This window comes from Cystobacter fuscus DSM 2262 (assembly GCF_000335475.2).
In the GTDB taxonomy this organism is placed as follows: domain Bacteria; phylum Myxococcota; class Myxococcia; order Myxococcales; family Myxococcaceae; genus Cystobacter; species Cystobacter fuscus.
On the sequence record NZ_ANAH02000009.1, the window covers coordinates 1 to 20,573 of the forward strand.

General features: G+C 67.0%; 18 protein-coding genes and 2 pseudogenes. 11 read left to right on the forward strand and 9 right to left on the reverse strand.

Annotation, left to right across the window (positions count from 1 at the left end; genetic code table 11):
- A pseudogene (locus D187_RS57075) lies at window positions 1-254 on the reverse strand (group II intron reverse transcriptase/maturase); the annotation flags it as partial.
- A 523-nt stretch (window positions 255-777) separates the two neighbouring features.
- Here D187_RS57075 and D187_RS58760 point away from each other — a divergent pair.
- Window positions 778-903: a hypothetical protein gene (locus D187_RS58760; protein WP_002621865.1), complete on the forward strand. Its 126-nt coding sequence runs from the start codon at window positions 778-780 to the stop codon at window positions 901-903.
- A gap of 535 nt (window positions 904-1,438) precedes the next feature.
- Here the strand turns inward: D187_RS58760 and D187_RS16315 are convergent.
- From D187_RS16315 to D187_RS16325, 3 genes are all read right to left on the reverse strand, one after another.
- Window positions 1,439-1,618 (reverse strand): hypothetical protein, encoded by a 180-nt coding sequence (locus D187_RS16315; RefSeq protein WP_002621864.1) that lies wholly within the window; start codon window positions 1,616-1,618, stop codon window positions 1,439-1,441.
- A 171-nt stretch (window positions 1,619-1,789) separates the two neighbouring features.
- Window positions 1,790-3,754, reverse strand: coding sequence for an endo-1,4-beta-xylanase (locus D187_RS16320; protein ID WP_020918075.1), 1,965 nt, complete (start codon window positions 3,752-3,754; stop codon window positions 1,790-1,792).
- A 209-nt stretch (window positions 3,755-3,963) separates the two neighbouring features.
- Window positions 3,964-4,365 (reverse strand): GFA family protein, encoded by a 402-nt coding sequence (locus D187_RS16325; protein ID WP_002621862.1) that lies wholly within the window; start codon window positions 4,363-4,365, stop codon window positions 3,964-3,966.
- 263 nt (window positions 4,366-4,628) lie between these two features.
- Here D187_RS16325 and D187_RS16330 point away from each other — a divergent pair, with 263 nt between their 5' ends.
- On the forward strand, window positions 4,629-5,216 hold the full coding sequence (locus tag D187_RS16330; protein WP_002621861.1) for a hypothetical protein: 588 nt from the start codon (window positions 4,629-4,631) through the stop codon (window positions 5,214-5,216).
- Between the two features lie 182 nt (window positions 5,217-5,398).
- Here the strand turns inward: D187_RS16330 and D187_RS16335 are convergent, their stop codons facing one another.
- Window positions 5,399-5,842 (reverse strand): HD domain-containing protein, encoded by a 444-nt coding sequence (locus D187_RS16335; protein ID WP_043430163.1) that lies wholly within the window; start codon window positions 5,840-5,842, stop codon window positions 5,399-5,401.
- A 20-nt stretch (window positions 5,843-5,862) separates the two neighbouring features.
- On the reverse strand, window positions 5,863-6,045 hold the full coding sequence (locus D187_RS59220) for a hypothetical protein (protein ID WP_155893412.1): 183 nt from the start codon (window positions 6,043-6,045) through the stop codon (window positions 5,863-5,865).
- Window positions 6,046-6,374: 329 nt separating this feature from the next.
- Here D187_RS59220 and D187_RS16340 point away from each other — a divergent pair, with 329 nt between their 5' ends.
- Window positions 6,375-6,872 carry a hypothetical protein gene (locus D187_RS16340; RefSeq protein WP_043430165.1) on the forward strand — a complete coding sequence of 166 codons (498 nt, stop codon included), beginning with the start codon at window positions 6,375-6,377 and terminating at the stop codon, window positions 6,870-6,872.
- A gap of 306 nt (window positions 6,873-7,178) precedes the next feature.
- Here D187_RS16340 and bla read toward each other — a convergent pair whose 3' ends face one another.
- The gene (bla, locus tag D187_RS16345; RefSeq protein ID WP_002621858.1) at window positions 7,179-8,069 is read right to left on the reverse strand and encodes a subclass B3 metallo-beta-lactamase; all 891 of its coding nucleotides are present in this window, start codon (window positions 8,067-8,069) and stop codon (window positions 7,179-7,181) included.
- A 384-nt stretch (window positions 8,070-8,453) separates the two neighbouring features.
- On the opposite strand from bla, the gene D187_RS16350 reads away from it, so the two are divergent.
- From D187_RS16350 to D187_RS16360, 3 genes are all read left to right on the forward strand, one after another.
- Window positions 8,454-8,660, forward strand: coding sequence for a hypothetical protein (locus D187_RS16350; protein WP_043430167.1), 207 nt, complete (start codon window positions 8,454-8,456; stop codon window positions 8,658-8,660).
- 236 nt (window positions 8,661-8,896) lie between these two features.
- Window positions 8,897-9,946: a hypothetical protein gene (locus D187_RS16355; RefSeq protein ID WP_002632398.1), complete on the forward strand. Its 1,050-nt coding sequence runs from the start codon at window positions 8,897-8,899 to the stop codon at window positions 9,944-9,946.
- Between the two features lie 30 nt (window positions 9,947-9,976).
- Window positions 9,977-10,924, forward strand: a complete 948-nt coding sequence (locus D187_RS16360; protein ID WP_081713719.1) for a LysR family transcriptional regulator — start codon at window positions 9,977-9,979, stop codon at window positions 10,922-10,924.
- Window positions 10,925-10,946: 22 nt separating this feature from the next.
- On the opposite strand, the gene D187_RS16365 is transcribed toward D187_RS16360, so the two are convergent.
- Window positions 10,947-12,746 carry an amidohydrolase gene (locus D187_RS16365; protein WP_002632396.1) on the reverse strand — a complete coding sequence of 600 codons (1,800 nt, stop codon included), beginning with the start codon at window positions 12,744-12,746 and terminating at the stop codon, window positions 10,947-10,949.
- 487 nt (window positions 12,747-13,233) lie between these two features.
- Between D187_RS16365 and D187_RS16370 the strand changes: the two genes are divergently transcribed.
- The 5 genes and pseudogenes from D187_RS16370 to D187_RS16385 all read left to right on the forward strand — a co-directional run bounded on the left by D187_RS16370 (window position 13,234) and on the right by D187_RS16385 (window position 18,471).
- A complete protein-coding gene (locus D187_RS16370) occupies window positions 13,234-13,980 on the forward strand; it encodes a PIG-L deacetylase family protein (protein ID WP_211241539.1) in 747 nt (248 codons plus the stop codon).
- A 26-nt stretch (window positions 13,981-14,006) separates the two neighbouring features.
- Window positions 14,007-14,327 (forward strand): annotated as a pseudogene (locus D187_RS59225) (SAM-dependent methyltransferase); the annotation flags it as partial.
- Between the two features lie 685 nt (window positions 14,328-15,012).
- Window positions 15,013-15,774, forward strand: coding sequence for a hypothetical protein (locus D187_RS16375; protein WP_002632576.1), 762 nt, complete (start codon window positions 15,013-15,015; stop codon window positions 15,772-15,774).
- Between the two features lie 15 nt (window positions 15,775-15,789).
- Window positions 15,790-16,266: a hypothetical protein gene (locus tag D187_RS16380; RefSeq protein WP_002632575.1), complete on the forward strand. Its 477-nt coding sequence runs from the start codon at window positions 15,790-15,792 to the stop codon at window positions 16,264-16,266.
- 75 nt (window positions 16,267-16,341) lie between these two features.
- Entirely contained in the window at window positions 16,342-18,471 is a 2,130-nt protein-coding gene (locus tag D187_RS16385; RefSeq protein WP_155893392.1) for a hypothetical protein, read from the forward strand.
- Between the two features lie 34 nt (window positions 18,472-18,505).
- Here the strand turns inward: D187_RS16385 and D187_RS16390 are convergent, their stop codons facing one another.
- A complete protein-coding gene (locus D187_RS16390; RefSeq protein WP_245591736.1) occupies window positions 18,506-20,470 on the reverse strand; it encodes an AAA family ATPase in 1,965 nt (654 codons plus the stop codon).
- Window positions 20,471-20,573 lie beyond the last annotated feature (103 nt).

Below are 20,573 nucleotides of genomic sequence, written 5' to 3' on the forward strand. Positions count from 1 at the left end.
TCGAAGGTCGGTATGCCCAGAGGCCGGGTCGACTTCCCGTCCCCCTTCGGGATGTGCACACGCCTGACGGGCGGCGCTCGGTAGTCTCCGGACTTCGCGCGGTTGAGCAGCAACTGGAGGTTGGCCTCCAGTGCTTGCGCATACTGCTTCGCTGTCTGTCCGTCGACCCCGACTGCCCCGTCCTTGCGCGTGCGCCGGTAAGCCTCCTGGAGCCACTCCAGGTCGATGTGGTGGGCCAGCGTCGTGAACGCCATGTCCGGCCCCTGCCTCGCCAGCGTCGCTATCCGTTGGAGTTTCGTTGAGACGGTTGTAGGGCTCGGTGTCCCCGCCATCTTTCCCTCCCTCGATTCCATGTTCCGGTGCCCCCTTCCCTCCACAGGGTCCGCCCGGGTGCGTTCCCCTGCTTCGGCGGTACTACCCCAGGTTCCTGGAGGACCCTCTTGTCTGCGTGCCCCGCTCTCAGACCCCGGCGAGACCCCAGGACCTGGCCTGTTTCGGCCCTGGGCTGCTGCCTTCCGCTACTCGTACGGCGTCGGCTCTCGCGACGATTCAGATCTTTCGAGGCTCAATCACGCGGCCCACATACTCGCTGTCTACGCTTCGCAGCCCGGGTTGCCCCGGCACCACGCAAGACTCGCTTCCGGCTGGTGGCCTCCTTTGCCGGGCGGGGTTTGAACCCGCAGGGTCCCTTCGTGAAGTTTCCGCTCCTACATCGCTTCCTCCTCACCCAAGCTTTGCCTGGCGCACACGAGTCGTCTGACACCCTTTCGGAAGGTGATGCGCGGCGAGACCCTGAGCGCCATGCCCTACCTGCTGGGCGTGGCGAGCTGCGGCGCGCTCGCGTTCCTTGCCTGGACCGTGCGCCTGCTCGGGGACGAGCGCATCATCTTCGGCCGGTCGTGAGCCTTTGGCGTGCGGGGGCCTGGCGTTTCTTATCGGGAAATACAGGGCTGCGCGGCAGGGGAAACAATCCGGGTCAACACACCCGGAAGCGCGCTGTCAAAGCGAGTGGACGCTGCTCATGCGTTCGAGCAGCGGGGCTCCGCTCTCAACGGACTCGCGGGCGACACGAGCTGCGCTTGGGGATGCACGGGCTGCAACCTGGGCAGCCCCAAGTGCACCAGAAGGGCGCGCACCCCACCAGGAGCCGTCAGGTCCGCCAGCACCCGCCGCCAGCCCCCACACCGCTCGCAAGTGAAGACGTCGAAGCCGAACGTCCTCCGCAGGGTTGCGCCTGGTCCACTCGCGGCGTCCTCTTCTTCTTCGGCTCCTTGCTGGCCGCTGCCTCAGGCGCCACGCTCGCCTCCTCCGCTCCTGCGGGGACCAGAAATGGCCGCGGTTTCGCGCCTGGAGAGCTTGCGCGCCGCCGGGGGCTCCCGGCCGATGAGGCGGTGGAGCGCCTGAGAGAGGGGAGACCCCGAGCCTTCTCTTCACGTCTTCAGTACTTGCACTGGGGCGCGCCCGTGGCCGCGTCGACAGTGTTTTGGTTGGCGGGATCGAAGAAGTTGGTCGTGACGGCCACGGTGCCGGGACGGGTGCCCTTGCTCACGGTGATTCCGCAGCCATAGCCCCGCTCGAACCGGCTGTTCTTGATGAAGGAGCCAATCTCCCGGCTCACGTTGACATTGCCCGAACCGTAGATGCCTTCAGCGTATAGGCGGGATAGAAGCCATGTGGAGGGTGAGGGCTGGAGCGCAGGAGCCGAGGAGGGCCCGGGCCGGGGCCCGCTTCAGATCCTGCGTTGGAAGTCCCAGGTGCTCCACTATCGAGCGCACCCCTGCCGGGGCCGTCACATACGCCAGCACCTTTCGCCTGCCTCCACAGCGGGCGCAGGCGAACACGTCCAGCGCTGAGCAACTCGGCCCAGTCTCCTCGCGGCGTCTTCTCCTTCATCGGCTCCGTGCTGGCCGCTGCCTGGGGCGCCACGCTCCTCTCCTCCGCTCCGGCTTGGGGGACCAGCCTTTTTCAGCTCCCTGCGCATGTAGTCCACCGCGGAGCGCCGCCCGTACGATTCGTCGAAGGGCAGTGAGTCCGCCAGTTCCGCGCCCCAGTTGGGCGACAGGTAGTTCGTCTTGCCACCTGCGTTTACCGGGCCGGACATGGAGCCGTAGCGATCGGTGAAGCCCCACGTGCCGAAGCTCTCGCAACCCGGGCTGGCTTGGAACTGCAGGCACACGGCGAGCTTGTCGGAGAACAGCGTGGGCCGACTGGAAGCGTCCGATACGTCGAGCTCCGACACGCGCACCTTGACATGCGCCTGCGCGATCACCCTCTGCATGGCCGCCCGTAGATCGGCGGCCAGGGCCGGATCGTCGTCGGGGTCGTAGTTGTGTGATTGGAACCCGATGCCGTCAACCAGCTTGCCATAACCCAGGCCGTTGATGTAGCGCACGAAGGCAATCATGTTGTCGAGTTTGTCAGCCGAACCGGCTTGGTCGATACCGAACTCGTTGATCCAGTTCTCGGCGCTGGGATCGATCTCCTTCACCTTGCGCAGCGCGTCGATGTAGATCTGCAGGCCGAACGCCTTGTACCAGACCGAGAGGTTGTTCTCGTCTTCGGCGCCACTGCGTAGGCCGTAGGGTTCGTCGCTTTCGTACGAGAAGATCTCGTTCAGGGTGTCCCATTCGTGCACACTGCCCTTGTATCGCGTGACCAGGGTAGTGATGTGGTCCATCAGCGCTTGCCGCAGCGCCGGGTAGTTGCGGGCGTCGTACAGGCTCCAGATCCACTGCGGCAGCGCCTCGTGCCACACCAGCGTGTGGCCGTGCACGCGCATGTTGTTCTTCGCCGCAAACGCCACCAGCGCATCGGCCTCGGCGAACGCGTACTGGTCAGGCTGTGGGTGGATGGCCTGGAACTTGAAGTGCATTTCCGGCGTGATCATCGAGTAGTTCTCGGCCAGGACCTGGCCGTACTTCGCATCCGACAGCAGCGCGTCGGCGTTCGCGGCCGCGCCGATCCACAAAGGCTTGGGCAGACCTTGCGCCAGCGAGCGCAGCGAGTCCGCAGGCGGGGTGTAGGCCCGCAGCATATCGGCGCCGTTGTCGGCGATCTGCGCGTCTTGCGCCTGGATGCTGGTGATCGAGAAGCCGCCCCCCAATTCGGCGTCAGCGCCGAAATACAGCTTGCCCTTGCTGAACACCGGGTGGTTGTCGGATTCCTTGAAGCGGCCGATCTCCTTGCCGTTGACACTGAAAATCAGCGCCGTTCCCTGCCGGTTAACGCCGAAGGTGACGCGCGGGCCCAGGCCTTGGGCGCTGAAGTCCTGCTTGATCATGTCGACCCACACCTGGGCCACGCCACGAGTCAGGCCCAGGCGCACGTTGCGGCCGTCGATGCGCCATTCGTCGTAGCCGATCGGCAGGCTGCCGTAAAGGTCGACGAAGGCGCCCTTGTCCGGATGGACGGCTGCGTCGACCTCGATCTCGACGGAGAAATTCGCCGTGAAATCGAGGCGCGGCCCCATCAGGTTGATCGGCGGATTCAGATACCACTTGCCGCTGGTCTTCGGGCGGATCTTGCGGTCGAGGGGAACGACCGTGAGGGTCTTGCCGTCCCAGCCCGTGCCCGAGAACTGGCTCCAGTTGTAAGGCGCTTGCAGCAACTCCACCTTCGCGGTGGCGGCATCGTTGACTCGGGTGAGCTTACGAGACTGGACCGCGGTCGAGTCAGCCGCGCTCCCCCCGCAAGCCGCCAGCGCCGCGCTTAGAAGGAACGCCAAACCCAGGGCTGGCAACAGTTTCATGGCCATTGCAGGCATCTCCTTGTCGATCTTGTTTCAGCCATCTTCACTTCCTCCACAGTTGCACATCATTCGCTGCTCGACCAGTCAGAATCGGGCACACGCGGCGCTTTTCCTAGGGAGTCTTGAATTGCTAGAACGTGAGGTCCTTGGAAAGCCGGTCGCGCTATCCGTACTGGAAACATGCCCCAGTTGAGATTGACAACGGCCGCAGCTATTCAAAGCTGCCGCGTCTCGGCCGGCGCCGCATCCCAATCGTCATTGCGCCCGTCGACGTACGTGATGGGCGCCTCCGCCAGCACCGCATCGTCCACGCAATCCAGGCAAGCCACGTTCACCGCATAAAAGGTCCCGCGGCGCGGCGAATCGCCGATGACGAACGGGCGGATGCCGCACACGGTGCAAGACGGATGCTGCTCGCGCTTGCGGCCGAAGCGGTAGGTCGACAGCATCTCGCTGCCGGCCAGCAGGCGGAACGCGGCGGGGGCGACGACGGCGCCCCAGAACCGGGTCTTGAAGCAGATCGAGCAGTTGCAGCGCGTCGTGCCCTGGCCGAGGTTGATGTCGGCTTGGAAGCGGATGCCTCCGCAGTGGCAACTTCCGTTGTAAGTACTCGTCATCGTTTAATTTTTCCCATGGGGAAGTATTGTCGTGGCAATATCTATAAATTGCCACATTTCAAGTAACAGATGGGGCAGTGTTTGGAATCAGGCAACGGCAGTGCCATCGTCATCACGCAATACACCCATGATCAAATCGTTTTTCCAGCTACGCTACCTCGCGCTACGCGAAGCGCTCGCCTGCATCGGACTCGGCCTGCGCGACGTGCGCCATGGCGGCCTTTGGTGGCGCTCTTCCTTGTGCAGCATCGGAGCGGTCCAGCTTGTGGCTTTGGCTGTACTACCATTTCGGGACGTTCTTCCTGCAACTGAACGGCGGGATCACGCTCGTCTCCGTGGTCGGCTTGTCGATCCTGGGCGCGTTCGATTTCGGACCCGGCATCGCATCCGGTCCGGCGGCGCTGTCGAACATGGGCGGCCTGCAGGGCGTGGGCGGTCTCGCCAAAGGGCTGCTGGGCATCGCCCAGGTGGCGCTGTTCGCGTTGGCCCTGGCCGCCGTGGTCTATGCATTGGTATTCTTCATGAGCGCGCTGTTCACCGCCTGCCTGCCGGCGCGCTGCCAGGGGCTGGAACGCGAGCGCAGGGTCGTCGCGCGGCATTATCCGGCCTGGCGGCCCCACGCCATCGCGCCACGTCCCGCGCTGACAGCCTGGGACTGGGTGCAGAGAGGCTTGGGCCTGCTGGCATTGCTGATTCCGCTCTGGAGCGTCGTACTCCTGCTGCGCCTGCTCGCCGCCTGGAATGTGCGCTTCCTGTACGCACCGGCGGCTGCGGGCGTGCTGTCGAAGGAACAGCGGGGCGACCTGGCTGCGGCGCAAAAGCCGGCCATCTTCATGCTCGGCCTGCTGTGACTGCTCATGATGATGGTGCCGGTACTGAATCTGGTGGTGCCGGCGCTGGCGTGCGTCAGCGTGTGCCACCTGCAGCGGCGGGGGTGGACTGACCAGGCGGCCCTTGCCAGTGCCGCCACGGCGGCGCCAGACGTGGCGCCTGCCTGATACCCGGCTATCGCGTCCAGGCGAGGTTGCCGTATTTATGCGGCATCCAACTGGGCCAGCGCGCGACGATATTTTTCCGTCCTGGCCACGTCGGCAGCCGTGGGGGCCGCAATGCGGGACAAGTCGGCATTGTCCCGGAGGTCCGCATACTTGACGCGGCGGCCAATCGCATTCGCCGCCGCGCGGGCGATGAAAGCTTCGTAGGTTTCTCCATCCCTGCGCGTCACCGAATCCAGCGCTTCGAGCAGGTAGCCGGGAAAGCCTTCGGCCGCGAGTTGGTCGAGCGTCAGGCCCGTATCTTCGATGACGTCGTGCAGGATTGCCACAATGCGCTCGGCATCGTTTTCCATGGCCTGCATGACGCGCTTCGGGTGTTCGATGTAAGGGCGGCCTGCCTTGTCCGTTTGTCCGGCGTGCTGCTGCTCTGCTATCGAGATCGCGCGTTCGAGAAGGCGCTCGAGTGGGATGGGTTGGTTCATGGTTTTCCTTGAGGTCTTCATCAGCGCAGTAGCGTTAGGCCCGGCGGCAGGGCGTCGCCGTACATGCGGGTGGCGCTGGCCTGGTCCAGTTCGACCACGTCGCGCACCATCGCCGCCCAGCCTTCCGGTGCGTTGCTGGCCGCCAGGCGCCGCAGCGTATAGGCGGGATAGAAGCCATGTGGAGGGTGAGGGCTGGAGCGCAGGAGCCGAGGAGGGCCGCTGACGGGGCCAGCAAGGCCGCGCGCCGCGCCGGTACACGGGACGGTACAACCCCTTGGGGCACACCCCTGCCCTGGCCGCCCTCGCTTGAGGAGAGCGGCAGGGAGTTACGGAGGCCGGTGTCCAGCAGGAGGTCTCCGCCAGGGAAACACGCTCACCGGGTTGCTGGGCTTTTTCTTTGCCCTCGTTTCCCCATGTGCCCTCAGGGCGAGGGTGCGCACGGCCCGAGCCCCGTCACCGTAGGCCGCGGCCACTGTGGGGGCGGCCAGCGGACCGGTGCCCCGTCGCCGGGTTGACTCCTTCTCCCGGGGGCATGGCACTTCCGGTTCGCATCCAGAGGCTGTCCAGTCCCTTCAGGATGGAGGATTCCACCGATGGAGGCCGCCGGCCCGGCTTCTGCCCAAGAGCCGCCCACCCGCCTCCCGGTGTTCAGCAGGGGGAACTCCGGGCGAAGGTCGAGAGCCTGGCGTCCGCTCTGCGCTTCCTGCGAGGTCGACTGCGGGACATTCCGGAGGGAGTCCCGAGCCTCGATCATCTCCTCGTGTGTCTGGTACAAGCGAAGGCTTGCATCGCTCAGGACGGCAGGACGCTGCGTCGCTGGAGGGACAACGCCCTGTTCTGGATGCATATCCACGAGGTCTCCGCGGATATGCTGCTCCTCATCCCGATGGACATGCTTGCCGACGAGGTCATGTCGCTGGATGCTCACTTCCGGCGCAACATCCACGAGCCCGTCGCACGCGCGACTTGGCAGGGGGCGGACGAGAGGTCGGGCGCATGCGCCTATAGGCGGAATGGGGGCCTTGTTTGAGTGGGAGGGCTGGTGCAAAGGGGTTGAGAAGGGCCGCTGGAGGGTGACGGGCGGGCTGTGCGCCGGGCCGGAGCAGAGGCGGTGCCGCCCCTCTGGTCACACCTCGGCGGATTGGATCCCCGGTGGGCCCACGTTGACGGGTTCCGACCGCGCTGGAGGCGTCTGAAGGACACAACGCATAGGCGCGAGCGGTTGCGTTGCGACAGGCTCGCGGCGGGCCCCGAACCCGGATGCACGGTGGTGCGCATCCGGGTTCCGTGAGGGGACAGGGGTGCAAGACAGCCACGTCTTGTGCCCAGTCAGCCGCTACTCGGCCTTGCCCTCCGCCTCCTTCTTCAGCCTCGCGGTGAGCCCCTGGTCCGCCCGGTCCGCGTACGCGCGGCACGCCCCCGGGTCGATGAAGGCCTGTCGCCCCTCGCGCTCGCTCCGGGCCCGCAGCTCGAAGAAGCGGCCTGCCCCCGGGTGGGTGGGGATCATCACGTCACACGGCAGGGTTCGGATCTTCTCGATGCTGCCGCGGAACCGCTGCACGCGGGCGGCGTCGGCGCCGTGGCGGAAGCGCGGTGCGGCCACAGGCGTGAGGCTCTCGGCATACACCACGTCCACACAGCGCTCCCCCTCGCAGCTGCGCCACGTCCACGTCGTCGCGCCGGGGGTGTGCCCCGGCGTGTGGTGCGCGGTGACGACGACCTTGCCGAGCGTCACCGTCCCGCCGTCGGCCACCGTCACCACGTCCCGCACGGCCGGGTAGCGCATGGAGGCCCCGTAGCCTGCCAGGGGATCATCCGGGGTGACCGACCCGAGGCGCAGCGCCTTGGCCCCGGCTGGGCTCGCCGCCACCTTGGCGCCGCTCATCCGCCGCAGCGCCGCGATGCCCCCGGCGTGGTCGCAGTGCGCGTGCGAGTTGAGGATCCACTTCACGTCGCGCATCTCAAAGCCCAGGGCGCGCACGCCCTCCGCGATGCGCTCCGCGGACTGGGGCAGTGCGCCGTCGACGAGGATGAGGCCCTCCCCGCTGTCGATGAGGACCGACGACAGCCCCGCGACGCCGACGTAGTACGTGTTCCCGTACACGCGGAACGGCGCCTGCGGCCGGTTCCACTCCGCGCAGTCGCCGCACTCGATGGGCGCGGTGTCGGGCGGGACGGAGGGGGTTGCAGCGGTGACGAGCGGGATGAGCAAGGCGAGCAGTCGCATCGGGGTTGGCTCCGAAAGGGGAGGGAGAGGCCGCCCCCCGTGCAAGGAGCCTGCCGCGAGCTCCAGGCCGTCCGCCCGGATTTCTTCCTTCCGAGGTCGCAGCGGGTCCGTGTGCCGGACACCACAGAGCGCCTCCACTCGACCGCACCCGGCGCGGCTTCGTGGACGCGATCCGCGCGGGTGCACCGGATGCACGGCGGGGTGCATCCGGGCTCCGTGAGGCCAGGACGCCTCAGCCCCGGGGCGGGCCGTAGGAAACGGGCCGGACCGCCGAGCCCGAGCCTCCGCGCTCCTTGAGTGCCAGCACGAGCGTGCAGGACAGCCACGTCTTGTCCGTGGACATCTCCTTCAGGCGCAGGTTCTTTCAGCGACTCGAACGAGGCGGTGCGCCCCCGCATCTGCTCCACGAAGGCCTGCGAGACGCGGAGCATGTTCTCCGGCTGCTGGAAGCCCGCCTTGCGCGTGAAGTCCAGGCGCGCGGCCATCTCCCGGGACACCTCGGCCAGCTCGATGCCCGAGAAGAACTGCACCAGGGTGATGAAGAGGCCGCAGAAGCAGGCGATCTGGAAGTCACCCGCCTGGACCGCTTGATGGAAGGCCCGCTGGTAGAGCTCCATCACGGCCGGCAGCGTATAGGCGGGATAGAAGCCATGTTGAGGGTGAGGGCTGGAGCGGAGAGGCCGAGAAGGGCCGCTGCCGGGGCTAGCAAGGCCGCGCGCCGCGCCGGTACACGGGACGGTGCAACCCCTTGGGGCACACCCCTGCCCTGGCCGCCCTCGCTTGAGGAGAGAGGCAGGGGAGTTGGGGCGTGTTGACAGCAGACGGGGGTGCTCACGCAGATCGATCTGAACATCGCGCCCGATACGCGCTTTCTGTCCACCCTGGAGTGGAGGGGGTGGAGTCCCGACGGCCAGATGCTGTGGCAGCACCGCGCTCCCGGCGTCGCGCCCAACGTCCGCAACGGGGAGTTCCCCTGGTATTACGAGGTCCATCCCCGGGGTGAGGGCTTCCTCATCGTCAACTCCTGGGAGCGTGAATATGGCACCACCAGCATCGACTTCGGCTGTGCCGAGGTGCTCGACGGCAAGCAAGCCAACCGGCTGCTTCTGATGGATGGGCAGGGCGCCTGCACCCGCAGCCTGGGCATCGAATACGTGCCTACAGGAGTCGCCACCTCGGGCGAGGACTTCTGGATCTCGCGCTGCCTCTATCATGGCGCGGGAGTCCAGTGGCCCTCCATGCAGCGCCGCGACGCCATGAACCAGGTGCTGACCGATGTGATGGTGAATCCTCCTCCGCCGTACCTGACGCACGTCAGCCAGTCCACGCTGCTGAGCTGGGGAGACGGCAAGCTCAGCCGGCGGTCCGAGTCCTTCGAGCCGCTCTGGTCGCACGTCCTCCCCATCTTCGGACAGGAGAATCCCGCGGAGCTTCCGGATGGACAGCTGGGAGTGGTGGGACGCCGGAGCCGTTCCGAGGGCTTCACCTTCGGAACGAGTGTCATCCCGCTCGGCGATGACTTCGTCATGGTGCGGTTCTCGGGCCAAGGCAAGCCGCTCGGCGCGGTGGCCACCGGGATTCCTACCCGGGAGATCCCTGGTCAGCCCAGAGCCATCACCACGGACGCTCTGGGGATGATTGTGGCAGGAGGCGAGGCGAACTCGGTGGTGGCCCTGTCCTGGACGGGGAGCAAGCAGTGGGAGCGCGCCGTGAAAGACATGGTCCCGGAGCTGTGCCTGCCGAAGGTGCACTCCGTGGCCTCCCACGCCCGATACGGAGTGCGGGTGGTGGGGCTAGGCTACGTGCCTGCCGTGGATGGCACGTGCGAGGAGACACCCCAGAGCCAGCGCATCTTCGTCATGGCCCTCACGCGCTGAGCCGGTAAATACCTTTTGGGTGCCGCTAGCATGCCTTTTGGTTATGCTGCGATCATGGAACTCAGACACGTGAGGTATTTCGCGGCGGTTGCCGAGCAGATCAGCGTGACCCGCGCGGCGCAACTGCTTCATGTTTCTCAACCTGCGCTCAGCCGGCAAATCCGCGACTTGGAGGAGGAACTCGGAGTCGATCTCCTCGAGCGATATCCCAATTCCATCGCTCTGACGGAAGCGGGCAAGGTGTTTCTCGCCGAATGCAAGGTCATCCTCCGTCGGGTCGAAGACGCCGTCGAGAAGGTGCGACGGAAATCGCCTTCGCATCGGTCCATCCTGAGGATCGGATTCGCCGCCACGCCGGCCGTGGAAATCCTGAAGCAAGCGATGCGGGTTTTCCACAAGCAGCATCCATCGATCCAGATCGAGCTCAAAGACCTGTCGAGCAACGGGATCGTCCGCGGCGTGAGGGATCTGAAGCTGGATCTCGGAATCACCATCGGCGTCGCCCCCCAGTCATTCGAGGGGCTGGCGATGAAAGAGCTCGGAAGCTACGGCGTCACCGTGGCTTTCCCCAAAGAGCACCGTTTCGCGAAGCTGAAGCAAGTGCCGTTGGCCGAAGTCGCGAAGGAAGGGCTGATCACCTTCACGAAGAGCGAGCACCCGGAGGCTCATTCGGCGATCCGGAAGATCCTCTCCGGGTTCACCGAGGAGCCGAACATCGTGATGGAGTGCGACGGGATCTCCAGTCTCTTCGCGGCCGTCGAGTCCGGCAAAGGCGTCGCGATCGGCTTCGAGACGATGGCGAAGCTCGCGGGCAGCCGGCTCAACTTCCGTCCGGTGCTGCCGGCCCCGCCCAGGCTGCCCGTCGTGGTGATCTACGATCAAGCCAAGCTGTCCTCGGCAGGGACCGACTTCCTGGCCACCCTGGCCGCCGTGAAGCTGAAGTCGCTTCGTCCGGCGGCAGGTCTGCTCATCGTCTGACGCCTCTCATCGGAACAGCTCGTCATTTCGCGCCAGAGTAGCCGCCGAAGTACTTGATCGGGGACCACGTCGGGATGATCTTCGGCAGTTCCGGAGCGAGTTTGCTGTATTTGCCCGCACCGAACACGACCTTCCCGTCCACGACGGTCATCACGGAAGTGATGTGCTGGATCTCCCCTTCCGGCACCGAGAAGTAGTCGGTGCTCAGCAGCGCGAAGTCCGCTAGGTTGCCCGGCGCGATCCTCCCGCTCTCGTTCTCGGTCTTGGTGAACCACGCGGCACCCAAAGTATAGAGTTTGAGCGCCTCTTCCCGGCTCAGGCGGTTGTCCTTGGCCAGGATCTCCGAGCCCGACACCGACTTGCCGGTGACCATCCACTGGATAGCCACCCACGGGTTGTAAGAAGAAGCCCTGAATCCGTCGGTGGTCATGGCCAGCGGGATCCCGCTGTCGACGAGCTGACGCAAGCGAGGCGTCTGCAGGGCCACCTCGCGGCCGTGGGTCTTGATGAAGCCGTCTCCGTGGAGCGCCATCTTGTCGTCCAGCGCGATTCCGCCGCCCAGTTTCTTGATCCTTTCGATGTTTTTCGGGCTGATCGTTTCGGCGTGCTCGATGCTCCACCGCAGGCCGTCGAAAGGCATTTTCTTGTTCAGCGATTCCAGAGCATCCAGGAATGGAGAGATGTTCTCGTCGTAGCTGACATGCATCCGGAACGGGCTTCGCCGCTTCACCAGCTTGCCCACGTCCTCTTCGACGGTCTTTCGCATGAGTTCCCGATCGATCACCACCGCCGGCCGGTCGAAGTTCTCATGGTCGTGGAGTTGGGCGTTCAGCACTTCTCCGTTGGTTTGGTATTCGTGACCATGCGCCAGGGTTGGGTGCGTGTTGTCCCCGGGGCTGGTCGGAGACTTCTGGGTGATGGCATCGATCTCGGCGTCCACCATCGAAGCGCCGGGCTCGACGAGCTGGAGATCCATGAAAGGCAAACGAACGTTCAAACGCTGATCCTTGATCAGGGCTTCAATGGGCTTGTGCCCTTCCGGGTAGGGGATGATGCTGCCGGACTCCAGCGCTGATACCACTCCGAACCGGTTCAAGTCGTTGATCGCGTAGGCGAGCGAGTTCACCTTCTCCTCGAAGGAAGGCAACGGGACCACCGCTTCGAGCGCCACGAAGGTCCAGGTGAACCCTCGCACGACGCCGGTGTACTTGCCTTGCTTGTCTTTCTCGAACTCCGTGCCGGGCGGCATCTGGAACTTGGGGGTTCCCACGCCGATCTCCTTCATCGCCAACTCGTTCAAGAACGCCTGGTTGTAGGCGTATTGAACGATGTACGGCCGGTCAGGTACCGCGGCGTTCAGCTCCTCCGGGGTCGGGAACCGGTTCTCCTTGAACTGATACGGCGACCAACCCCCGATCACCTTGACCCATTGGCCCTTGGGCGTTCTTTTGGCCTGTTCCTTCAACATCTCGAGGGCGCGGCTCAAGGTGGGAACCCCGTCCCACCTCACGTTGTAGTTGTAGTTGTTCTCATTCAGCACGTGGACGTGGGCTTCATTGAGGCCCGGGATCAGGCGATGCCCCTCCGCATCGATCAGTTGGGTTTTGCTGTTCTTGAGGGCGAGGATCTCGGCGTCGTCGCCCACTGCGTAGATCCGCCCTCTTTTGATCGCGACCGCGGAAGCCGCCGGCTGCGCCAGGTGCTGAGTGGTGATCTTCGCGTTGAAAACGATCAGATCGGCCCCGGGACGAAGCTCGTCTCCACGCGCAGGGAGGCCGGCGAGCAACAGGTGCGAGAGAGCCAGGAGTCGGAGTGCAGACATGGGTCCTTTTTCACGGCAGAGGGTTGCATGGGGAGGCCAGCAGAGGGCCAAGTGATCTGCCTTGGGTGAGAGTCTCGTACGGAAGAAAATCCCGGAACACTACTTGTTGGTAGGGACTAGCATGCCTATCGGGCATGCTGCGGTTCAGAGCTGGGTCGGCAACAAGCTCGCGGCCCAGCCCCAGAGGCGCTCGGCCCAGCTGCGCGCCTTCCATTCGGCAAGTAAACTTGCGAGAGAGCCTGCCGCCGCAGAAGTGACGCTGCGGCGGCAGGTTGTGCTGAGCCGCCACCCTCTATCGCGCCTCGGCGTATAGGCGGGATAGAAGCCATGTTGAGGGTGAGGGCTGGAGCGGAGAGGCCGAGAAGGGCCGCTGCCGGGGCTAGCAAGGCCGCGCGCCGCGCCGGTACACGGGACGGTACAACCCCTTGGGGCACACCCCTGCCCTGGCCGCCCTCGCTTGAGGAGAGAGGCAGGGAGTTGGGGCGTATTGACAGCGGCTGCGCCAGGTTCAGCACCACGCCCGCACTGGGAGGCCTGGAGTGGCCTGGACGTCCTGCCTTCCCTGGAGCCCGCCCTGCTGGTGCCCGAGGGCCGGCGTGCCGTCATCGTCGCGCCCCATCCGGATGACGAGGTGCTCGGGACCGGAGGGCTGCTCGCGCGGCTTGGCCGGCTCGGGCGGGACGTGTTGGTTCTCGCCGTCACGGATGGGACGGCGAGCCATCCGGGGTCCACCTCCTGGCCGGTGGAGCGGCTCGCGCGGACGCGGCCCCGGGAGACGCAGGAGGCGCTGCACCGGCTCGGGCTGGGCGGGGCGCGGGTGGAGCGGGTGGGGATTCCCGATGGCGCCGTCACCGAGAACGAGGAGCGGCTGGTGGAGTGGTTGGGCGCGCGGCTTCGTCCGGACGACGTGGTGCTGGCCACGTGGCGCCTGGATGGACACCCGGACCATGAGGCGGTGGGGCGGGCGGCGTCGCGGGCGTGTGCGGCGTTGGACGGCCGCTGCGTGGAGTTCCCCATCTGGATGTGGCACTGGGCCCGGCCCGGAGACACGCGGGTGCCCTGGTCCCGGGCGCGGCGCATCGAGTTGGACGAGGCCACGCTCGCGCTCAAGCGCCGGGCCATGGAGGCGTACGTGAGCCAGTTGGAGCCGGATTCCACCACGGGAAACCCGCCCATCGTGCCCCCTTACGCGCTCGAGCGGTTGATGCGGCCCTTCGAGGTGGTGTTCACATGAGCGTGCCCATGGCGCACTTCGAGCGCATGTACGCCGACAGCGAGGACCCCTGGGAGTACCGGCGGCGCTGGTACGAGCGGCGCAAGCGGGCGCTGACGTTGGCGATGTTGCCGCATGCCCGCTATGCGCGTGCGTTCGAGCCGGGGTGTTCGATTGGCGAGCTGAGCGCGGAGCTGGCGGCGCGCTGTGACGCCCTGCTGGTGAGTGACGGCAGCGAGGCGGCGGTGCGCGTGGCCCGGAGGCGCCTGGCGCCCTGGCCGCATGTGCGGGTGGAGCAGCGGCTGCTGCCGGACTCGTGGCCCGAGGGGACCTTCGAGCTCGTGGTGCTCGGCGAGTTTGGCTACTACCTGGACGCGCGTATAGGAGGGATGGGGGCGGTGTGGAGGGAGAGGGCAGGAGCCGAGGGGTCGAGGAGGGCTGCGGACGGGTGCCACGAGGGCTGTGCGCCGGGCCGGTGGAGACGAGGTGCAGCCCCATGGGGCACACGCCGGCCCAGAGGCCTTCCCAGGGGAAGGCAGCAGGGGCGTGGGCGTCTTTGGCACCGTGACGGCTCGAGGCTCAACACCCCGCGTGCTGGGGTGGCCCCTGCGCTGCGGCCAGCGGCAGCAGGCCGCGTGGGCAGTGACAGGTGCTCCAGAATGGGGCGTACTGCGTTGGGTGCCGTCAGGTACGCCAACACTCGGCGCCTGCCTCCACACCCGTCACAGGTGAAGACATCCAAGGCGAACGTTCTGCGCAGCAGCTTCGCGAGAGTCCACTCCCGGCATCCGCTTCTTCTTCGGCTCCTTCCTGACCGCTGCCTGGGGTGCCACGCTCGCCCCCTCCTCACCTGCTTGAGGGACCAGAAATGGCGGATAGGAGGGATAGAGGCCGTGTTGAGGGTGAGGGCTGGTGCAGAGGGGCCGAGAAGGGCCGCTGACGGAGGCCGCCCGAGCACTGCGCCAGGCCAGTGCAGAGGCCGCGCAGCCCCCTTTGGGTACACGCCTGCTCAGGCCGCGCTCCCCTTAGGGGCGAGGCAGTGGGCTTGGGCCTGTGGGCAACTGCGGCCTGGCGCTCAACACCACGCGAGCTGCGCTGGCCCCTACCTTCCGCATCGCGGTCACCCTCGTCAACGAGGGCAAGACGACCTTCGTGGGGGGCATGCACTTCATGCTCACGCACGCGGCGGTGGATCCGAAGGGGTATGCGGATCCCACCTCGCTGGAGCCGCCCGTCAGCGCGAGGGCGCAGCTCGGCGCGGAGACCCTGGTGGGAGGCACGCTGCCGACGCTCCGTCCTGGTGAGAGCACCGTGGTCGAGGCCGCCGGCAAGCTCTTCCGCGAGGACGCCAACCACATCCTCACCCTCGGCTTCCATGACGGCGATCAGAGCCTGCTCGAGCCCGAGCCCGAGCCTTGGTATTGGCTGCGCATCCTCTCGCCCCGCGCCAACCCGAGGGCGTTGGTGATCAGTGAGTCCCTGGTGGATCCAACGAGCTCCAAGCGGGAGGGCTACACGGCCAGCCTGGTCCAGATCTCCCTCAAGAACGTGAGCCGGATCGTCCTGGAGGCCGGAACGCCCATCTCCGTGATTCATGGCTCCAGTGGCTCGGCGGGAGGGTACTGGGGACCGGACGACGAGATTGATCCGAACAACCCCGGCAATCCATACGCCAGCTTCTTCCGCGAACTCGTGTACCGGGGCCGCCTGGAGAAACCGCTGTCCCCGGGCGAGGTGATCCAGCTCGAAGTCGAGGTGAATGTTCCCATGGGCGTCACCGCGATCCAGCAGATGACCGTGGCCGTCGGCAACTGAGAGGAGACAATGCCCATGAAATACATCATGACTGTGGTGGGAAGCCTGGTGCTGGGTTTGCTGGTCGGCTGCGGCCCGGTGGAGATGAACGAGGCCCGCGTATCGGAGGAGCTGGTGGTGCCCGCGGACGGCACCGTGCTCTCGCCAGAGCTGAGGGACGCCATGCTCGCGCGGATCCCGAAGCCGTCCGAGGAGATGCTTCAGGCGGCCGCGGTGGCCTGCCAGCCAGCGAAGACGTGCACCGGTTCTCTCTCCTGCGGAAACTGGTCTCCCCTGTTCAATTGCGGCACCCTGTCGACGTGCAAGGCCTCCAGGACCGAGTGCAAGCATTGTGAGTACATGGAGGACGTTGGCCGAGTGGAGTGCGAGTACTTCGGTGTGCAGAAGCAGTCCAAGAACCGCTACCGTGTCTGCTTCAACGCGGCGGGGGCTTCTTGCACGGAGTATGCGTCCACGGCCTCCTCGGTCTGCGGCTGCATCGGTATCCCGTGAGGGCCCCGCGTCGCTGAGGTTGACTGCCCACAGTCGTGACCAATAGCGTGCATCGCCTCCTACGGAGCTCTGGAGGTGGTTTTGGCGATCGTGGCGGCGGACGTGGTCAAGGGACTCCTCGGCGCGGTGGCGGCGAGCGCGGGGGTCAACCCCTTCTTGAAGTGGATCCTCGACAGCGCGATCTTCCCGGGGCTCCTCAAGGACTGGCTGTTCCCCGTGCCGGCGGAGGACGTCTTCAAGGTCCTCGAGTCGCGCATCACCGCGCTCGTGGACAAGCGGGTGGAGGCCGCGGTGGGGGCGGCGGCATTCGAGCGGGTGAAGGCCGACCTCCAGGGGCTCGGGGCCGCGTTCGCCGACTACGCCAACGTCGTGGACCTGGACGAGCGGCGGTACCGGCTTGCCGTGCTGCTCGTCCAGGCCGATGTCTCGGCCGCGAGCGTGGAGGCGGTGCCCGACCGGTACCTGTACCTGCTGACGGATGCGCTGGTGGTCATCGCCGTGGCGCACACCGCCGCGCTTCTCGACCAGGTGCAGCAGCACCCGGAGCGCTACGAGAACCAGATCGCGCTCGACACGGCGGCCATCCGCTACTCCGAGCTGGCGGGCCGGCTGCGCGACCGCTTCCTCTGGTACCGGATGGGACAGATTGCCGGCGGGGTCGGCGAGGTGATCGAGAAGGAGAGCGACCGGCGCCCGAGCGCGACCGGCGAGCAGAAGATCGTGAAGTTCTCCGCCTATGACGACATGGCGCTCTGGTGGATGAGCCCGAACAAGTACCGGACGGAGTTCCTCGGCGGGCTCGAGACGGGCTGGGTACAGGCCGTCGGGATGGATCGCGCTTACTTCGAGAAGAAGCAGGAGGCCGCGGCGCGCGTCGTGGCCTACGGGGAGGAGCAGAAGAAGAAGGTGTACGACTGGTGGGGCGAGCACCTCACCAACCACACCCAGGAGTTCCTGCATCTCGTCGATTGGAAGGGGCGGGAGAGCGGAAGGAAGCCTCGTGACCGGACGGTGGTGCGCGCCTGGCCGCTGGGGCGTGTGGTGGCGCCTGACGCCTCCGCCACGGCGCTCGACCGCATCGACCTGTTCCTCGCCCAGCAGATGGATACCTTCTCGGTGTCGGGTCCGCGCTACGTCCAGACCTACCGCGTGCCCGGCGAGCCGCGGGTGGGCACCCAATCCAACTTGTTCTACCGCGCGGACACGTACGACACGGCCGTCGCGTCGATCTACTTCGCGGCGCGCGGCGATCTCCGGCGCGCGGGCGACCTCGCTGACGGGCTGTGCATCGCCCTGGAGCACGATCCGATCGGCGGGGGCCGCATCGTCGCGGCGACGCACGCCACCGCGCTCCTCGACCGCGCCGAGGGGTACGCCACGTCGATCTTCCCCGCCGACGGCGCCACCCGCGATGTGGGCAACGCGTGCTGGGCCGGCATCGCGCTGACCCGGATGTACGCGGCCACGCGTCAGTACCGCTACCTGCACCACGCCATCAGCATCGCGGGGTGGGTGTACAAGGAGCACGCGTCCAAGGACGCCTGGCAGGGGTACACCGGCGGCGAGGATGCGTGGGGGCAGAAGCGCGCGTGGCGGTCCGTCGAGCACAACGTCGACGCCTTCGCGCTCTTCACCAACCTGTACCGTCTCACCAGCGAGGCGCGTTGGGTCGCGGCCGCCCAGCGCGCCCAACGCCTGGTGAAGGCCTGTTACGTGCCGGAGGGCTATTACGTGACCGGCACCGGCGTAAGCGATGTGCTCAACGCGGGTGTCGTGCCGGCCGATGTGCAGACGTGGACGGCCCTCGCGGGGGTGAATCCGGCTGGCAACGCGTCGAGCCTCCGCTTCCTGCTCGATCGGCTTTCGACCACCACCGCGGGGTTCGCGGGGTTCAAGTTCGCGCTCGCCGGCGAGGGCGTGCAGAACGAGGTGACGGCGGGGGCTGTGATGGCTCTTCACCTCATGGGCGGCGACCTCCGCGACGGCGCAGAGCCCTACTTCGACAGCCTGGTCCGCCAGCAGCTCGAAGCGCCGGGGACCGTTGGCGCGGGGCTCGTCGCGACCCCCGGGGTCGAGGCGAAGACGGGGGCAGGCCTCGACTGGTCCTACTTCAACTGGCCCCACGCCGCGTCCAGCGCGTGGACCGGCCTCGCGCTTCTCGCGCGGGACGATGCGCGCGCCAACCCGTATGCCCCGGTGGGGTAGCGGAACCGGGGTCGGCTCAGCTGCAGACGTCAGCTCAATAAGCGACGGGTTGGTCGAGGAGCGTGGCGAGGGCGCGGTACTCGGGCCGCAATCCGCGTTCGGCCGCGCTGCCGGCCACGACCACGGGCAGCAACACACCCTCCAGCTCCGGATGGGCCGCGAGCCGCACGGCGATGGGTGCCATGACCTTCGCCTCGATGAGCCGCTTCAAGGGCCGGGCCCCCAGTTGGGGCTCGTACCCGTGCCGGGCCAGCCACGCCCGCGCGTCCGGCTCCACCACCAGCTTCAGCCCGCGTCGCGACAGCCCCGCCCGCGACGCCGCCTTCTCCAGCTCCAGGTCCACGATGCGCAGCACGTCCGCCTCCGTCAGGCGGCGGAACGGGATGATGTGGTCGATCCGGTTGAACAGCTCCGGCCGGAAGGCCTGACGGATGGCCCGCGTGAAGTCCTCCGCGCCCCGCTCCGCTCCGAACCCCGCCGGCTCCGAGTGCGAGACGCCGAGATTGCTCGTCATGCACACCACCGTCATCCGGAAGTCCACCAGGCGCCCCAGCCCATCCGTCAGTCTCCCCTCCCCCAGGATGCCCAGGAGCAGATCGAAGACCTCCGGATGTGCCTTCTCCAGCTCGTCGAAGAGGACGAGCGACAGGGGCTGTTGCCGCACCCGCTCGGCGAGGCTGGTGATGCCCGGGCCCACCTCCATCAACCTCTGGGCCGAGCCGGGCAACATGTACTCGGACATGTCCAGGCGGATCATCCGCTGCTCGTCGCCGAAGAGCGTGCGCGCCAGTTGCTTGGACAGCTCCGTCTTCCCCACCCCCGTGGGCCCGGCGAAGAGCAGCGTGCCCACGGGCTTGTCCGGATCATTCAGCCCGGCCTTGAACCGCGCGAGCACTCCGGCGGCCAGCTCACACGCCCGCTCCTGGCCGATGACGCCCTTCTGGAGCTGCGCCGCGAGCGTGTGGCGCTCGGCGGGGACCTCGTCGCTGATGAGCTGGAGCGGCAGGCCTGAGTAGCGCGCATAGGCCTCGGAGGCATCGCGCGGATAGAGCGTCCGGGACTGGCCGCGCTCGCCCTGCTGCTCCAGCCAGTCGAGGAAGCGGAACGCCTTGCCCGGAAACAGGCTGTCGCGTTGGAACGTGTCCAGGTGGGCCACGAGTTGCCGCAGCCCCACGGGATGGATGCTCACCCGGCTGCGCCGCACGGATTGGTAGCGCTGCATGAGCTCGGGCATCCGCGCGGCCGGGGGCTGCTCGATGCGCAGGACGCGGAAGGGCCGCAGCGCCTCCGGGAAGCGCCGCTGGCAGCGCTCGAGCTCGGCCTCGGTGCACTCGGCGATGAGGGAGAGCTCCCCGCTCATCGCGGCCGGCAGGAGCAGATCTCCAATCGACGAGCCATCCGGCTGGGGCGCGAGCAGGGACGTGAGCCGATCCACGAAGAGGTAGTCCTCCTCGTGCGACAGCGCGTCGATGAGATTCAGGCAGCGCTCCTGCCACATGCCCAGGTACACCATGCCGGCCACAATCCGCTCGGCGCTGGTGCGCCAGATGTCGGGCAGGCGCACCGTCTTGTCCTCGCGCCGCCGCTCGGCGATCCGCCGCGCCAGCATCGACACGTGGCTCGTCTTGCCCGTGCCCGTGCCTCCGACGAGCAACAGCGAGGGAGGGGGCCGGCGCTGGGCGAGCTCCAGCCATTCGCGCATCGCCTCGGCGTCGTACACCAGGGCCGGCTGCCGGCCGCCCAGGGCGCGCGACGTCAATTCCTCGCCCACCTGCTCGAGCACCTCGGGGGGTGGGGGCCGCCGCGCGCCACCGCGGACCTCGCGCCGCGCGCCGAGCGGATCCCACGCCCGGACATACTCCTCGCCCTCGTGGCGGAAGTCATAGAGGCCCTTGGGCTTCTCCCCGAGCAGCGCGGTGCTCAGCGCGTTCTGCAACACATCCCGCGCGATGGAGAGATCCTCCACGACGAAGGACCAGCCGAAGCGCGGCACCCGCACGCGCCAGGCGCCGCCCTCCATCCGGCGGATAGGAGGGATAGAGGCCGTGTTGAGGGTGAGGGCTGGTGCAGAGGGGCCGAGAAGGGCCGCTGACGGAGGCCGC

Bases quoted from the DNA above. Each gene is read 5' to 3' on its own strand.
- D187_RS16320 (WP_020918075.1), bottom strand. From the start codon at position 3,754: ATGGCCATGAAACTGTTGCCAGCCCTGGGTTTGGCGTTCCTTCTAAGC.
- D187_RS16380 (WP_002632575.1), top strand. From the start codon at position 15,790: ATGAAATACATCATGACTGTGGTGGGAAGCCTGGTGCTGGGTTTGCTG.
- D187_RS16335 (WP_043430163.1), bottom strand. From the start codon at position 5,842: ATGAACCAACCCATCCCACTCGAGCGCCTTCTCGAACGCGCGATCTCG.
- bla (WP_002621858.1), bottom strand. From the start codon at position 8,069: ATGCGACTGCTCGCCTTGCTCATCCCGCTCGTCACCGCTGCAACCCCC.
- D187_RS16340 (WP_043430165.1), top strand. From the start codon at position 6,375: ATGGCACTTCCGGTTCGCATCCAGAGGCTGTCCAGTCCCTTCAGGATG.
- D187_RS58760 (WP_002621865.1), top strand. From the start codon at position 778: ATGCGCGGCGAGACCCTGAGCGCCATGCCCTACCTGCTGGGCGTGGCG.
- D187_RS16360 (WP_081713719.1), top strand. From the start codon at position 9,977: ATGCCTTTTGGTTATGCTGCGATCATGGAACTCAGACACGTGAGGTAT.
- D187_RS16325 (WP_002621862.1), bottom strand. From the start codon at position 4,365: ATGACGAGTACTTACAACGGAAGTTGCCACTGCGGAGGCATCCGCTTC.
- D187_RS16365 (WP_002632396.1), bottom strand. From the start codon at position 12,746: ATGTCTGCACTCCGACTCCTGGCTCTCTCGCACCTGTTGCTCGCCGGC.